At 41.8% G+C, this 13638-nt stretch carries 16 protein-coding genes; 2 read left to right on the top strand and 14 right to left on the bottom strand.

What is annotated here, in order from left to right; all coding sequences use genetic code 11:
• The 6 genes from DSY56_RS08585 to DSY56_RS08560 form a co-directional block, all read right to left on the bottom strand.
• Window positions 1-247, bottom strand: a 247-nt coding sequence (locus DSY56_RS08585; protein WP_160109921.1) for a YSIRK-type signal peptide-containing protein, incomplete at its 3' end; no start/stop codon positions are given.
• A gap of 530 nt (window positions 248-777) precedes the next feature.
• Window positions 778-1467 carry a 50S ribosomal protein L1 gene (rplA, locus tag DSY56_RS08580; protein WP_061842029.1) on the bottom strand — a complete coding sequence of 230 codons (690 nt, stop codon included), beginning with the start codon at window positions 1465-1467 and terminating at the stop codon, window positions 778-780.
• 207 nt (window positions 1468-1674) lie between these two features.
• Window positions 1675-2100 carry a 50S ribosomal protein L11 gene (gene rplK, locus DSY56_RS08575; protein WP_001085807.1) on the bottom strand — a complete coding sequence of 142 codons (426 nt, stop codon included), beginning with the start codon at window positions 2098-2100 and terminating at the stop codon, window positions 1675-1677.
• Between the two features lie 122 nt (window positions 2101-2222).
• Entirely contained in the window at window positions 2223-2939 is a 717-nt protein-coding gene (gene ldcB / locus DSY56_RS08570; protein ID WP_112445097.1) for an LD-carboxypeptidase LdcB/DacB, read from the bottom strand.
• Window positions 2940-2941: 2 nt separating this feature from the next.
• Window positions 2942-3412, bottom strand: coding sequence for an HIT family protein (locus DSY56_RS08565; RefSeq protein ID WP_112445095.1), 471 nt, complete (start codon window positions 3410-3412; stop codon window positions 2942-2944).
• 1 nt (window position 3413) lies between these two features.
• The gene (locus tag DSY56_RS08560) at window positions 3414-4451 is read right to left on the bottom strand and encodes a M42 family metallopeptidase (protein WP_112445094.1); all 1038 of its coding nucleotides are present in this window, start codon (window positions 4449-4451) and stop codon (window positions 3414-3416) included.
• Between the two features lie 99 nt (window positions 4452-4550).
• On the opposite strand from DSY56_RS08560, the gene DSY56_RS12600 reads away from it, so the two are divergent.
• Window positions 4551-4676: a hypothetical protein gene (locus DSY56_RS12600; protein WP_268810471.1), complete on the top strand. Its 126-nt coding sequence runs from the start codon at window positions 4551-4553 to the stop codon at window positions 4674-4676.
• A gap of 25 nt (window positions 4677-4701) precedes the next feature.
• On the opposite strand, the gene brnQ is transcribed toward DSY56_RS12600, so the two are convergent.
• The 5 genes from brnQ to DSY56_RS08535 all read right to left on the bottom strand — a co-directional run bounded on the left by brnQ (window position 4702) and on the right by DSY56_RS08535 (window position 9145).
• Entirely contained in the window at window positions 4702-6027 is a 1326-nt protein-coding gene (gene brnQ, locus DSY56_RS08555; RefSeq protein WP_001074581.1) for a branched-chain amino acid transport system II carrier protein, read from the bottom strand.
• A 170-nt stretch (window positions 6028-6197) separates the two neighbouring features.
• Window positions 6198-6485, bottom strand: a complete 288-nt coding sequence (locus tag DSY56_RS08550; RefSeq protein WP_112445092.1) for a rhodanese-like domain-containing protein — start codon at window positions 6483-6485, stop codon at window positions 6198-6200.
• Window positions 6482-7072 carry a uracil-DNA glycosylase family protein gene (locus DSY56_RS08545; protein ID WP_000078126.1) on the bottom strand — a complete coding sequence of 197 codons (591 nt, stop codon included), beginning with the start codon at window positions 7070-7072 and terminating at the stop codon, window positions 6482-6484. Before DSY56_RS08545 ends, DSY56_RS08550 begins: the two co-directional genes overlap by 4 nt.
• Before the next feature lie 53 nt (window positions 7073-7125).
• The gene (gene pepV / locus DSY56_RS08540) at window positions 7126-8526 is read right to left on the bottom strand and encodes a dipeptidase PepV (RefSeq protein ID WP_000125062.1); all 1401 of its coding nucleotides are present in this window, start codon (window positions 8524-8526) and stop codon (window positions 7126-7128) included.
• Complete coding sequence (locus DSY56_RS08535) at window positions 8513-9145, bottom strand: nitroreductase family protein (RefSeq protein WP_112445090.1); 633 nt, start codon at window positions 9143-9145, stop codon at window positions 8513-8515. The genes pepV and DSY56_RS08535 overlap by 14 nt, the downstream gene beginning before the upstream one ends.
• A gap of 170 nt (window positions 9146-9315) precedes the next feature.
• Here DSY56_RS08535 and DSY56_RS08525 point away from each other — a divergent pair, with 170 nt between their 5' ends.
• Complete coding sequence (locus tag DSY56_RS08525) at window positions 9316-10116, top strand: amino acid ABC transporter substrate-binding protein (RefSeq protein WP_112445086.1); 801 nt, start codon at window positions 9316-9318, stop codon at window positions 10114-10116.
• Between the two features lie 66 nt (window positions 10117-10182).
• On the opposite strand, the gene DSY56_RS08520 is transcribed toward DSY56_RS08525, so the two are convergent.
• Genes DSY56_RS08520 through DSY56_RS08510 form a run of 3 tightly spaced genes read right to left on the bottom strand, consistent with a single transcriptional unit; the run spans window position 10183 to window position 13593 of the window.
• On the bottom strand, window positions 10183-11016 hold the full coding sequence (locus tag DSY56_RS08520) for a metallophosphoesterase family protein (protein WP_112445084.1): 834 nt from the start codon (window positions 11014-11016) through the stop codon (window positions 10183-10185).
• A complete protein-coding gene (gene uvrC, locus DSY56_RS08515; RefSeq protein WP_112445082.1) occupies window positions 11006-12853 on the bottom strand; it encodes an excinuclease ABC subunit UvrC in 1848 nt (615 codons plus the stop codon). The genes DSY56_RS08520 and uvrC overlap by 11 nt, the downstream gene beginning before the upstream one ends.
• Window positions 12854-12891: 38 nt before the next feature.
• Entirely contained in the window at window positions 12892-13593 is a 702-nt protein-coding gene (locus DSY56_RS08510; protein ID WP_033680574.1) for a M57 family metalloprotease, read from the bottom strand.
• Window positions 13594-13638 lie beyond the last annotated feature (45 nt).

Below are 13638 nucleotides of genomic sequence, written 5' to 3'. Positions count from 1 at the left end.
CTGCGTCATAAGTAGTGGGTTTAGATGAGTTAGAACCTTGATTAGCCCCCTCATCGCCTATGGTCGGTGTTGGAGTAGCTGTTGAAGATAGTTCATTAACTCCTTCTACTTCTGTTGCTGATACCGCACCAGCTCCAAGAAACATCAAACCAGCCGCAATTGCCACTGATGCTGCCCCAAAACTATACTTACGAATACCATACCGAAGGTATCTTTCAGTTCTAAAATCTTGTTGACCTCTCTTCATGAGATTCAACCTCCTTGATTTATTTTACTCGTGTTGATTTAAAGCATTGGGGCAAATAAAAAGCCCCCCCTTAAATTTTTTAGTAATATTAAGAGGAGAATATCTTAAAAAAGATTGCTAAATAATTGTACACACTTAAATTCATTATAGCATTTATATTTGTAGCATTCAAGTATTATAACTGGTAATTATTGAGTTTGAATGAGTGTTTTTTAATTTTATTAGAGATTTTTCTATTTTTCATTAACGATGATCAATGCTTTAGTATAAAACCAATTTACATACGCTTAAAGAGTATTGTATTGAAACACGGGACCCTAAGAATAACAGCAGTAACTTAAATTTATACTCTTCGAAAATCTCTTCAAACCACGTCAGCTTCACCTTGCCGTACTCAAGTACAGCCTGCGGCTAGCTTCCTAGTTTGCTCTTTGATTTTCATTGAGTATTACCTTACAAGAAGATATTTTGAAATCAAAAAAAGTTGAGACATAGCGTCTTCAACTTTTTTACATTAGATTAACTACTGATTAAAGTGAGTTTACGTCAACTTTGATACCAACACCTTGAGTAGTTGTGATAGTCAAGTTTGTTACGTAAGTTCCTTTAGCTGTAGCTGGTTTTGCTTTTTGGATTGTTTCGTTGAAAGCTTTGAAGTTTTCAACCAATTTTTCAGCTTCAAATGATACTTTACCGATGATTGCTTGAACGTTACCTGCACGGTCAGCACGGTAAGTGATTTTACCACCTTTAGACTCTTCAACTGCTTTAGCAATATCCATTGTTACAGTACCAGTTTTAGGGTTTGGCATCAAGTTACGTGGTCCAAGGACACGTCCAAGACGTCCAACAAGAGCCATCATGTCAGGTGTAGCGATAACTACGTCGAAGTCCAACCAACCGTCGTTGATTTTAGCAACAAGGTCATCTTCACCAACAAAGTCTGCACCAGCAGCTTTTGCTTCTTCAGCTTTTGCACCACGTGCAAAAACAAGAACGCGTGAAGTTTTACCAGTACCGTTTGGCAATACCATTGCTCCACGGATTTGTTGGTCAGCTTTTTTAACGTCGATGTTCAAGTTGTAAGCAACTTCTACAGTTGCGTCAAATTTTGCAAAGTTAGTTTCTTTTGCAAGTGCTACAGCTTCTTCTACGCTGTATGCTTTTGTGCTGTCGATTTTCTCAAGAGCAGCACGAAGTTGTTTGCTTTTTTTAGCCATTTTCTATTCTCCTTGTAAGTGGTTCAATCGATTTTCATCTCCCACGTCACTCCTCGAAATGATGAAGTCTTGCGGGTTTTCAGTCTATTATTTTTCTTTTCCTACTTCGTTAAGCTCCCTTGCTGTACCCAAGTACAAGCTTCAGTCACTTGCCTAGTATGAAAAGCAACTAATAGACTGCTGTGAGATTTTCTACTGTGTTATTGATTAGTCAACAACAGTGAATCCCATAGAACGAGCAGTACCTTCGATCATACGCATTGCAGACTCTACGTTTGCTGCGTTCAAATCTGGCATCTTAGTTTCTGCAATTTCTTGTACTTGTGCACGAGTAACTGTAGCAACTTTAGTTTTGTTAGGTGTACCTGATCCTTTTTCAACACCTGCAGCTTTTTTCAAAAGAACAGCAGCTGGTGGTGTTTTAGTGATGAAAGTAAATGATTTATCTTCGTAAACTGAGATAACAACTGGAATGATCATACCAGCTTGGTCAGCTGTACGAGCGTTGAACTCTTTTGTGAATCCCATGATGTTGATACCAGCTTGACCAAGAGCAGGTCCAACCGGTGGAGCTGGTGTAGCTTTACCAGCAGGGATTTGCAATTTTACAAGTTTTTCGACTTTTTTAGCCATTTTTAAATCCTCCTTTGTGGTTTTGGCGGTAATTAGAGATTTTTACCTCCCACAAGTATGCTTTTTACATACCTATCTATTATACACTATTTATCTGGAATTGCAAGAGAAAAGTTTATTTTTTAATCGACGTAATCTCCGCCTTCAAAGCCATAGTATTCTTCCAAACTAAGACCACTCTCAGCAATTTCTTTAGCTTCTTTTCCTACATAACGCAAGTGCCATTCCTCAGCCATATAGCCTGTTTCCTTTTCCTTACCTTTGAGATAACGGACAACAAAGCCATAGTCAGCTGCATGGTCCAAAAGCCATTGGGCTGCTTTTTCTTCTGTCACCAAATCACCATCAGTCCCAATCACATCAAAGGCCAAGCCAGTTTGGTGTTCACTATAGCCAGGTCGAGCAGAATAACGGTCGGCAGCTTCTTTTCCATCTTGATTGACATAATCTTGATAGAGTTTGGTCTGAGTTTCATAACTTCTAAAGCCACTGTAATGATCGCTGATTGGGAAACCTGCCTCTTGCATAGCTTTGATGAGCTTGACCAACTCAGCCTTGGCTGTTGGATTTTCCCCTGGATTGTAGTCTTTTGACAATGGATAGTGTTTATTGGCTACGATGATTTCATCGTATTTGCCTTGGATGCTGTAGTAATCACCTTTATTGACCACTTCTGCTTTTTTCTGGGCAGCTCCTTGAGACTTACTTCCAACTGTTCCATCAGCTTTAGCAGTTTGTTCTGTTTTAGCTGCTCCATCTTCATTTTTTGCTTTTTCTTGTGAACAAGCTGCTAGACTCAAGGCTAGCAAGGCTGTCAAGATAAGGTATCTTTTTTTCATTTCTACTCCTTTATTTCTAATAGGTTATCTACTTCTGACGATAAACATTCGACTAATCTTTTAATCTCATCCGTTTTTACTTGGTATGTTTCTGCTGTCATTTCTTCAAAAGGAACCCACCAAACTGGTCCACGACCTTTAAGACCGTGGTCATTCATATCACCTGTCCGTCTAGGAAACAGATGCCAGTGGAGATGAGCATCGCCATTTCCTAGTAGTTCGATATTCATTTTCTCAGCAGCAAAGGCCTTGGCAACTGCCTCTTGGACTAAACTCATTTCTTCTAGAAAACGGAGTCTTGTCTCCTTTTTCAAATGGTGCAATTCGGTAACGTGTTCCTTAGCTAGAAAAAGACTATATCCTGCAAAATACTGGTGGTCTCCAATCACAAGATAGCCTGTTTCCAACTCTTTGACAAAGTAAGGATTTTCTTCCTTCTTGATGAGGTCAATTCTCTGGCAAATCAGGCACATATTAGTCTACCAACCCACTCTTAAGATAAGCATCAACCATACGCTCTGTTGCGACCACCGAGTCAATATGAGTACGCTCATAAGAATGACTAGACTCGATACCCGCACCAAGAAGAGCGTGTTTAACTTCTGCACCTGCAGACATAGCCGCTGAAGCGTCCGAACCATAAAATGGATAGATATCCAGCTTGAATGGAATATCTTGCTCTTTCGCCAAGGCAACCAAGTGTTGACGGAAGTCATAGTGATAAGGCCCTGAAGCATCCTTGACACAAATAGACACTGTATATTCGTCTGTCTGCTGGTCATCACCCATAGCTCCCATATCCACAGCCAGATATTCGACTACTTGAGCAGGAATATTAGAATTAGCACCATGCCCCACTTCTTCAAAGACTGAAAAGGCAAAATGGGTTGTTACTGGCAACTCAATCTTCTCTTCCATATAAATACGAAGCAGGTTAAGCAAAATCGCTGCGCTGACCTTGTCATCCAAATGACGAGACTTGATAAAACCTGTCTCTGTCACGACAGTTCGTGGATCAAAACTGATAAAATCACCGACCTCAATCCCCAAGGCACGAGTTTCTTTTTCATTGGTTACTTTGGCGTCCAAACGCACTTCCATATTGTCCTGGGTACGTTCTGCAGTTCCTGCATCCTTGTAGACATGGCAAGAAGTTTGGTGGATGAGGATGGTTCCTGATACTTTTTGACCTGTGCTAGCCACATGAACGGTACAGTTTTCACCTTCAATCATGTTCCAAGGAAAGCCACCGATACGATCCAATTTGAGACGGCCGTCTGGTTTGACAGCACGAACAATGGCCCCCAGCGTATCTACATGAGCAGTCACATAGCGATGCTCTTCATCATTTTGACCTTTAATGGTCACATTGACACCGCCTTTGGCTGTGCGAACCGGTTGGTAACCAAAACCTTCTAGAGTCTTGACTAAATAGTCCGAAATCTCCCGAGTGAAGCCTGTTGGCGATGCGATGGCTGTTAGTTCTTTGATATATTCTACTGTTTGATTCATTTCTTCACCTCTTTTGCTACCTATTATAACACATTTATCATCGGATAAAAAAAGAAAATCACTCCTGTAGACTTGGCTACAAAAGTGATTTTATACTCAATGAAAATCAAAGAGCAAACTAGGAAACTAGCCGCAGGTTGCTCAAAACACTGTTTTGAGGTTGTAGATGGAACTGACGTAGTCAGTATCCTATACATACGACAAGGCGACGTTGACGCGGTTTGAAGAGATTTTCGAAGAGTATTAGTGATTATTCCATTTCAAAAACATCACTTTCTTGCTTATTTGGTAGAACCAATGAGAGCAAGATTCCGACAATGGCTGGCACCAACCATGGGAGAGAGGCCTTGGCAAAAGGAAGAGCGTTGACAAGGTTTGCAAGAAACTCAACCTTAAACGAGCTTCCTAGTACGCTTGCAATAGCAATAGCTGTAACCACAGCAATTGTCAACTGCATACCTGGTTTTGAAAGAGCTACAAATTTATTGACAATGACAATCATAACGATGGCAATCGTGATTGGGTACAAGATAACCAGTACTGGAATTGAGTACTTGATAATCGCATCAAGACCTAAATTAGCAATGGCAAATCCAATCAAGGTAAAGGCTGTCGCATAAACCTTGTAGCTGATTTGTGGGAAACGCTCATTAAAGAACTCAGCTGTTGACACAATCAGACCAACTGTTGTTGTGAAGCAGGTTACAGTAACCATAGCTGCAAGGAAGAGTTGAGCTGTTGAGCCAAATATTTCTTGAGTAGCTTGTGACAAGATGTAAACACCAGGTGTTCCACCTTTCATCGCTTCAGCTGGTACTGGGAAATGATTTCCAAGGAAACCTAAACCGATATAAAGAGCACTAAAGGCAAGGGCAACAACGATACCAACAACCCAAATAGTTGAAATGTATTCTTTCTTGCTTGAAAATCCAAGTTGTTTCAAGGTTTGAACTGCGATTACGCTAAAGGCAACTGAAGCAAGGGCGTCCAAGGTATTGTAACCTTCTAGGAAACCTGTACCAAAGGCAGAAGCTTGATAAGCGGCTGACGCAGCTTGAGGACTTGTTCCACCGTATTTGAAAGCTCCCAGAACAACCAAGATAACAATCAAAATCGCAAAAACTGGTGTTAAAATACGGCCGATACGGTCTAAGATTTTTGATGGATTAAGCGAAATCAAATAGGCTGCCGCAAAATACAGAACCGTAAATACAATCAAGCCAAGTCCTTTATTTGCATCCGACAAAAGGGGGCTAATCCCTACTTCGTAAGCTGTTGTAGCAGTACGTGGGATAGCAAAGAATGGGCCAATTGACAAGTAAAGAACTGAGAGGTAAAGAGTCGCAAACCAAGGCGCTATCTTTGTTGAAATCTCGTAGATATATCCTTTAGGATTTAACGTTCCAATAATCAGAGTCAAGACGGCGATACCGACACCTGAAAAGACAAAACCTGCGATGGCAGGAAGAAAATGTTCTCCAGATAGAGCACCTAGAGAAGGCGGAAAAATCAAGTTCCCCGCACCAAAAAATATTCCAAACAGGAGCAAACCTGTTAAGGCACCTTTTTTAGCCATGAAAATCTCCTTCATATTTATAAAATACTGACCTAGTATATCATGAATAGGAGTATGAAAAAAGCTTCACGAAGTAAATATTGAATGTTTTCAAGATTCTCAAAAATGAGAATTGTCTAAAAATAAAATTCTCCTACCCAGTCCACACCAAGTAGGAGAAATGCAAAATTTTAAAGTTCTTCAAAGGCAGTCATACCACCTTGGACATTGATAACCTTATAACCTTGTTCTGATAAGAATTGGCAAGCACGCGCCGATCTCATTCCAGATTTGCAAATAACATAATGTAACTGGTCCTTGTCCAACTGATCAAAGGTATCAGCTAATTGACTGAGAGGAAAATTCTGAGCACCTTCTAAATGAAGAGCTTCAAACTCATCCATTTCTCTCACGTCCACTAGAGAAAGTTGGTCGTTTTGGTAAAGCTGGCAAAATGCGTCAAAGGTTATTTCTTTCATTCTTTTTCTCCTAAAATAGTTTTAATTCTTTTTTTCAAATCTGGCACCACTTCTGCCTCAAACCAAGGATTTTTGGCCATCCAGATTTGATTTCTAGGCGAGGGATGAACTAAAGGAAAATAGGTTGGCAAGTAATTCTGATAATGTTTTACCCGTTCTGTTACCTTGCCACTGATTTTCTCCTTTAAATAGTAGGTCTGGGCATATTGCCCAATCAAGAGGGTCAATTGAATATCTGGTAATTCTTGCAAGAGCTGCGGATGCCATTTTTCGGCAAAGCCAGCTCGAGGTGGCAGGTCACCTGACTTGCCATGCCCAGGAAAGTAGAAATCCATAGGCAAAACAGCAAAATATCCTGAATCGTAAAAGGTATCTTCATCCACACCTAGCCAGTTTCTCAGGCGGTCACCACTTTTGTCCTTCCAGTAAAGGCCTGCTTTTTGGGTTTTAAGACCAGGCGCTTGACCGATGATATTGATGCGAGCAGTCTTTGGTGCTGCAAAGAGAGGCTCGATGCCACGCTCTGTATAGGTGGCATTCTGCGGATCCGCCATGATAGCCTGCTTGATTCTTTCGATTTGGGACATCTACTTTTCCTCCAAAAAGAAGTCTAAGCATACAATCTCAGACTTCTATCGTTTTATTTGATCAATTCATAAATAGCTTCGGCATAGATTGCTGCTGCTCGGAAAAGATCGTCCAAGGCGATAAATTCATTAGCTTGGTGCATGGTGTCAATTGAGTCTGGGAACATAGCACCGTAGGCAACCCCACGTTCAAGCAAGCGACCAAAGGTTCCACCACCAATAACTTGTTCATGACCTTGTAGACCAGTTTGTTTTTCATAAACATTCAACAAGGTTTGAACAAGTGGATCTTCCATTGGTACATAGTGAGGCGTGTGACCGTGTTCAGAAAGGCTAACAGAAGCAACTGGCAAGTTTTCAAGAATTGACTTGATTTGCTCAGGACTTGTTCCTTTTGGATAGCGGATGTTGAGGGCAATGGTATTGTCAGCGCTTGTTTCGTCAAAGCGGAAGACACCGGCATTCATAGAAAGGGCGCCCATCTTTTCGTCCACATGGGCAATCTTGAGACTTTCACCCTCATGGTCGTTCAAGAGAATTTTACCAGCGATGTCAAGGTAGTCTTTAGCTGGACCAGCAAAGTCAAACTGGCTAAGGAAGAGGGCTAGGTAAGTCGCACCATTGACACCTGAAGCAGGCATAGCACCGTGGGCTGATTTACCAATAATCGTCACCTTGTATTGGCCAGCTTCTTCTTGGAGTTCTCCTCTAAGTTTGTGTTCTGCAACAAAAGCATCTAGTTTAGCTTGCAAGTCAGCTAAGTCACCTGAAACAACTGCTGTTGCTGATTCTGGTACCATGTTTTCACGCAAACCACCTGTGAAGCTGTGAAGACGGGCAACACCTGCATTTTCACCTGCAAAGTGGAGATATTCCGTGATATTTCCTTTTTCACCATTGATGATAGGGAATTCAGCGTCTGGAGAGAAACCGAAGTCTGGTTTCGCAAGTCCTACGTGCTCGAAGTAGTAGTCCATATCTGCCCAGCCTGATTCTTCGTCTGTTCCGACGATGAAGCGAACTTTTTTAGAAGTTGGAAGGCCCAATTCTTTGATGATTTTCAAGCCATAGTAACAAGCTGTTGTAGGACCCTTGTCGTCCGACGCCCCACGCGCATAAAGGCGACCGTCTTTGATAGTCGGTGTGTAAGGGTCTGTGTCCCAACCGCTACCAGCTGGTACCACGTCCATGTGGGCAAAGATTCCGAGAACTTCTTCTCCATCACCAAACTCAAAATGTCCTGCATAGTTGTCAACATTTTTAGTTGGGTAGCCATCACGGTCTGCGATTTCAAGGAATTTTTCCAAGGCTTTTACTGGACCAGGTCCAAATGGATGCTCAGCATCAACCTTGCTGTCATCTCGTTCTGAGTTGATTTCTAAAAGGCTAAACAAGTCAGCCAAGAGGTCTTCTTTGCGTTTTTCTACTTCTGCTGTAAAATCAATTGCTGTCATTTTTTTCTTCTTTCTGTCTTTTCTCGATGATTTCATCTACTGGCAAGCGGTAACTTGGTTCCAATTTTTCGTCTGTGTATCCCACTGTAATCAAAAGTTCTGGGCGGAAGCGGTCTTCGATATCCAAAACTTCATTGACTTTTGATTTGTCAAAACCAAGAATAAGATTTGATCCGATTCCTTGGTCTGTAAGAGCGAGAACCAAGTTCATAGCAACCAAACCTGCATTGAGGGCTAGATAGTCGCTGACTTGTTGTTCATTGTAACGGGCAAATTCAGCAGGCAAATTCTTCATAAAATATTGAAGTTGCTCTTCAGAAAAGTTATTAGCACCACCAACTCGGGCAATCTTACGAGCACGTTTAGCCAAATCTGTGTCTGTAAACAAGGCAATAGTTACAGGCGCTGATGATACCTGTTCAAAGTTTGAACCGTAAGCCAATTTTGCTAGTTCGGCATTTTTCTCACGCACCACTACAAATTTCCATGGCTGGCTGTTGTGGGAACTTGGTGCCAAGGTTGCAATTTCGATAGCCGTACGCACATCTTTTGGATCCACTGGCTTATCAGTGAAATGCTTAGTCGCATGACGTTTTTTATTTAATTCAAGAAATTTCATAATCGATTTCCTTTTCTAATTCTACTGCTTCCATTCTACCATAATTTGAAAGAGCTTGCAGAGATTTTTCATGATTAAGATTTTTTATTACAGTCATAAAAAATATATATTGGTTCATCAAGAAAGTTTCTGATAAACTAGCAAGTACTTTACATTTGAATGGAGATATTATGAAAAAATTTAGCCTATTATTAGCCATCCTACCATTTTTGGTTGCCTGTGGAAATCAAGCCATACCTAAAGAGACCAGCTCTCAAAAGACAATCATCGTTGCTACAGCTGGCGATGTGCCGCCATTTGATTACGAAGATAAGGGAAATCTGACAGGCTTCGACATCGAAGTTCTAAAAGCAGTAGATGAAAAACTCAGCGACTATGAGATTCAATTCCAAAGAACTGCTTGGGAGAGTATCTTCCCAGGACTTGATTCTGGTCACTATCAGGCTGCAGCCAATAACTTGAGTTACACAAAAGAGCGTGCTGAAAAATACCTTTACTCACTTCCAATTTCGAACAACCCCCTCGTCCTTGTCAGCAACAAGAAAAAGCCTCTGACTTCACTTGACCAAATCGCTGGTAAAACAACGCAGGAGGATACTGGAACTTCAAATGCTCAATTCATCAATAACTGGAATCAAAAACACACCGACAATCCCGCTACTATCGATTTTTCTGGTGAGGATATCGGTAAACGAATCCTAGACCTCTCTAACGGTGAATTTGATTTCCTAGTCTTTGACAAGGTATCGGTTCAAAAGATTATCAAGGACCGTGGCTTAGATCTCTCAGTCGTTGATTTACCTTCTGCCGATAGCCCCAGCAACTATATCGTTTTCTCAAGCGACCAAAAGAAGTTTAAAGAGAAATTTGATAAAGCGCTCAAAGAACTCTATCAAGACGGAACACTTGAAAAACTTAGCAATACCTATCTAGGTGGCTCTTACCTCCCAGATAAATCTCAGTTACAATAAGATATATAAAAGCGATTGGACCAGCCAATCGCTTTTTTAGTTTGCATTGGTTATTTTAGGAAACTCTTACAAAAAATCAAAATAATCCTTCACATCCTCTACATATCCATGCTTTTCTATTAAGCTTGCTAAGAGTTCCAGATTGTGCCCCTGATAGTTATCTTCACGACGTAGCTCTTCATACATTTCAATAAAAGGCAGGCCCTTGGACTTGGCCAATTCTAACTCAGCCTCGTAATCATAAGCGACTTTACGAAATAGGATATTTACCAATTCCCCATCTTCAACCTCTATCACGACATACTGGGCACGGTGATTTTTTAACGCCTCCCAGTTAAAATAGGGCATGCCAATCGACCCTGGATTGATGATTTGTTGCCCTTGACTGCCATAACGAAGCAACTGCTTGTGGACATGACCATAGACTGCCACGTCAACTTCATCATCTAGGAGTTGGTCAAATTTCTCTGTATCATTCTCAACTAGCAAGTCACCACCATAGTTCTTATTTGGCAAATTATGAGAGATAGAAAAGCGCAATCCTTCAACTTCTTTCTTTTCCAGCAAAGGCAAGCTTCGTAGCCAGACAATCGTTGCAGGATTCATTCGCTCCATCAAAAACTGGGTCATTCGCATGAGCTGGACTTCCTGTGGGTCTTCTAAGCCATATTGCCCATCTAAAGCCTCAAGGACACAATCATCCCAATTGCCTCGAACACTAGCTGTGATAGGAAGGGCCTTTAGCAGGGCGACCAAGTCATTTGCGCCTGGACCAGGAAGAAAAATATCTCCCAGAAGCCAGTATTCACTGACTCCTTGATTTTTAGCATCTGCAATCACTGCTTCTAGCGCTGTCGCATTGCCATGAATATCTGATAAAATTGCGATTTTATGGTTCATTGTGGTTTTCTTCCGTTTGGTAATCTACTTTTTCTTCCGCCACTTGAGGCAAGGTTTCTGTTTCCTGCGGGTTCAACTTCCTCTGCACTGCTTCTGCGACCGCTCTAGGTACTCCAACTTCGACAATCTCATCCACACTGGCTTCCTTGATTTTGGTCAAAGACTTAAAATGCTTCATGAGATTCTGCTTGCGTTTAGGTCCCAGACCTTCAATTCCATCCAGTTGTGATGAAAAGGAATTTTTGGAGCGCAGTTGGCGATGGAAAGTGATAGCAAAGCGGTGTACCTCATCTTGGATGCGCTGAAGGAGGAAAAATTCCTGAGAATTGCGAGACAACTCTACCACCTCAAGTGGATCACCGAAGAGCAATTCATGGGTTTGGTGCTTGTCATTCTTTTGCAAACCTGCAATGGGAATATCCAAACCCAGTTCCTCTTGGATGACTTGCTTGGCGATATTGACTTGACCTTGTCCCCCATCAATGACAATCAAATCTGGAGGAGTCAAACCGTCACGCTGTACTCGACCATAGCGTCTGCGAATGACCTCTCTCATACTGGCATAGTCGTCTGGTCCGACGACAGTCTTGATTTTATACTTACGATAATCTTTTTTACTTGGTTTACCATTGACAAAGACAACCATGGCTGAAACAGGGCTAGTTCCCATGATATTGGAGTTATCGAAGGACTCGATGAGAACCGGTGTCGGGATTTGGAGCAAACGTCCCAGATTTTCAATAGCCCCTTGGGTCTTTTCGACAGATTTCTCTAGCAGATTAAATTTCTGCTCTAGACTGACCCGAGCATTCTTTATAGCCAAATTGACCAGCTGTTTTTTCTCTCCACGCTGGGGTTTGAGAATCTTGGAATCCACCAAGGCTTTAACGGCTTCTTCGTCAATATCCTGCGGAATCAGTACCTCATTGGGAACCAGGTGGGATTTTTCTTGATAGAATTGTCCTACATAGGTGAGAAAGTCCTCATCCGGATCGTTGTAGTAGGGAAAAAGATTGACATCGCGCTCAATAAGCTTGCCCTGACGAACAAAGAAAACCTGAACACACATCCATCCCTTGTCCACATAGTAGCCAAAGACATCCCGATTTTGGAGATCCTTAGCCATGACCCGTTGCTTGGTTCGAAGCGTTCCAATGGCCTGAATCAGGTCACGGTATTCTGCTGCACGTTCAAACTCCATACTTTGTGCTGCGGATGCCATCTTGCCCTTGAGGTCATCGATGATTTTGTCATCCTGTCCTTTTAAGAAGTCAGAAACCTCCTGAGCTATAGACTTGAAGTAGGCCTCATCCTTCTTACAGATAGTGTGGGCCATACATTGACCGATATGGTAGTAAAAACAAACCTTAGACGGTGGATTCGTACACTTTCTAAAAGGGAAAATTCGATCCAGCAGCCGCTTGATTTCATTGGCTGCCCCCACATCTGGGTAAGGTCCAAAGTAGAGACCGCCGTCCTTCTTGACCTGACGGGTGATAATTAAACGAGGATAGCGCTCATTGGTGATTTTGATGAAAGGATAAGACTTATCATCCTTAAGCATGATATTGTATTTAGGCTTATTTTCCTTGATCAGATTAATTTCTAGGAGAAGTGCCTCAATATTAGACTCAGTAACGATAAATTCAAAATCCACAATTTCAGACACCAGAGCCTCTGTCTTAGTATCATGACTTCCATGGAAATAAGACCTCACGCGGTTACGCAGATTTTTAGCCTTTCCTACATAGATAATGGTGCCGTTTTTATCCTTGTGAATGTAGCAACCAGGGCTGGTAGGCAAGAGCTCTAGTTTTGATTTAATCAAGTTGTTCATAATTCCATTATAACAAAAAAGTAGGGAAAGATAGTCCCCTACTCATTGGTCTCATATAATTTTCGAAGTCTTTCAACATCCTCTTCCTGGATACCATAAAAGGAACCTGCAGGTTGCATCACAGACTTCTCATCTGTATGGTCCAAGCCAATTGCATGCCCCAACTCATGTTCTGCCGTATGGACGATACGCTCAAAGGAATAGCCATAGTTAGGATTGGACAAATAATAATGATTCAACCGCACCGTTACAGACAAGAATTGCCCCGTCAAGAGATTGGTCTGACTTTCCGCCTCTCCTGCCACAGGAGTACCTCCGTCATTCATCTCCGTAGCCAAGATATCTGCCTTGCTGGACTCAGTCACAAGTTCAAAATGAAAGGCACCAGTTTGATTCCAGTTCTGAATTGCTTCTAAATATGCCTCTTGAAAGCGTGAATCCATCTGCGGATCCAGGTAAATACGAGCAGAAGCCTGTGGCCATCTTCCTTCAGAATGCTGGTGGCTATCTGTCTGGTTCAACTTAGGCAGTTGCCCTGTTCTTTCCCATTGGTCGATACTTTGTTGACCAATTTTTACTGACCGTTCTGCTTGCTTCAGCGCCCCTTGAAAATCCCCGTTCAGATACCAGAGAAATCCAAAAGCAAGAGTACATAAAAGCAAAACAATCCAAACCAGACGCCAAAACAAACGCCAAATAAAATAAAAGAAAGCCCCTATCAAACGAAAAAGCCAGCGCATGTCTCTCCACCTTTCTAGCAAATAAAGTCTATTTTACTAAAACAA

Origin of the sequence: Streptococcus sp. 596553, from assembly GCF_900411395.1 — a bacterium.
Taxonomy (GTDB): domain Bacteria; phylum Bacillota; class Bacilli; order Lactobacillales; family Streptococcaceae; genus Streptococcus; species Streptococcus mitis_BA.
Note: the sequence above shows the minus strand (reverse complement) of the source record. Positions and strands in the feature narration are given on the sequence as shown.

Excerpts from the sequence above, each read along its gene's own strand:
- ldcB (WP_112445097.1), bottom strand. The coding sequence starts at position 2,939 with ATGAAAAAAAGATACCTTATCTTGACAGCCTTGCTAGCCTTGAGTCTA.
- brnQ (WP_001074581.1), bottom strand. The coding sequence starts at position 6,027 with ATGGCTAAAAAAGGTGCCTTAACAGGTTTGCTCCTGTTTGGAATATTT.
- uvrC (WP_112445082.1), bottom strand. The coding sequence starts at position 12,853 with ATGAACAACTTGATTAAATCAAAACTAGAGCTCTTGCCTACCAGCCCT.
- pepV (WP_000125062.1), bottom strand. The coding sequence starts at position 8,526 with ATGACAGCAATTGATTTTACAGCAGAAGTAGAAAAACGCAAAGAAGAC.
- DSY56_RS08545 (WP_000078126.1), bottom strand. The coding sequence starts at position 7,072 with ATGTCCCAAATCGAAAGAATCAAGCAGGCTATCATGGCGGATCCGCAG.
- rplK (WP_001085807.1), bottom strand. The coding sequence starts at position 2,100 with ATGGCTAAAAAAGTCGAAAAACTTGTAAAATTGCAAATCCCTGCTGGT.
- DSY56_RS08535 (WP_112445090.1), bottom strand. The coding sequence starts at position 9,145 with ATGAAATTTCTTGAATTAAATAAAAAACGTCATGCGACTAAGCATTTC.
- DSY56_RS08510 (WP_033680574.1), bottom strand. The coding sequence starts at position 13,593 with ATGCGCTGGCTTTTTCGTTTGATAGGGGCTTTCTTTTATTTTATTTGG.
- DSY56_RS08525 (WP_112445086.1), top strand. The coding sequence starts at position 9,316 with ATGAAAAAATTTAGCCTATTATTAGCCATCCTACCATTTTTGGTTGCC.
- DSY56_RS12600 (WP_268810471.1), top strand. The coding sequence starts at position 4,551 with ATGAAAATCAAAGAGCAAACTAGGAAACTAGCCGCAGGTTGCTCAAAA.
- DSY56_RS08565 (WP_112445095.1), bottom strand. The coding sequence starts at position 3,412 with ATGTGCCTGATTTGCCAGAGAATTGACCTCATCAAGAAGGAAGAAAAT.
- rplA (WP_061842029.1), bottom strand. The coding sequence starts at position 1,467 with ATGGCTAAAAAAAGCAAACAACTTCGTGCTGCTCTTGAGAAAATCGAC.
- DSY56_RS08550 (WP_112445092.1), bottom strand. The coding sequence starts at position 6,485 with ATGAAAGAAATAACCTTTGACGCATTTTGCCAGCTTTACCAAAACGAC.
- DSY56_RS08520 (WP_112445084.1), bottom strand. The coding sequence starts at position 11,016 with ATGAACCATAAAATCGCAATTTTATCAGATATTCATGGCAATGCGACA.
- DSY56_RS08560 (WP_112445094.1), bottom strand. The coding sequence starts at position 4,451 with ATGAATCAAACAGTAGAATATATCAAAGAACTAACAGCCATCGCATCG.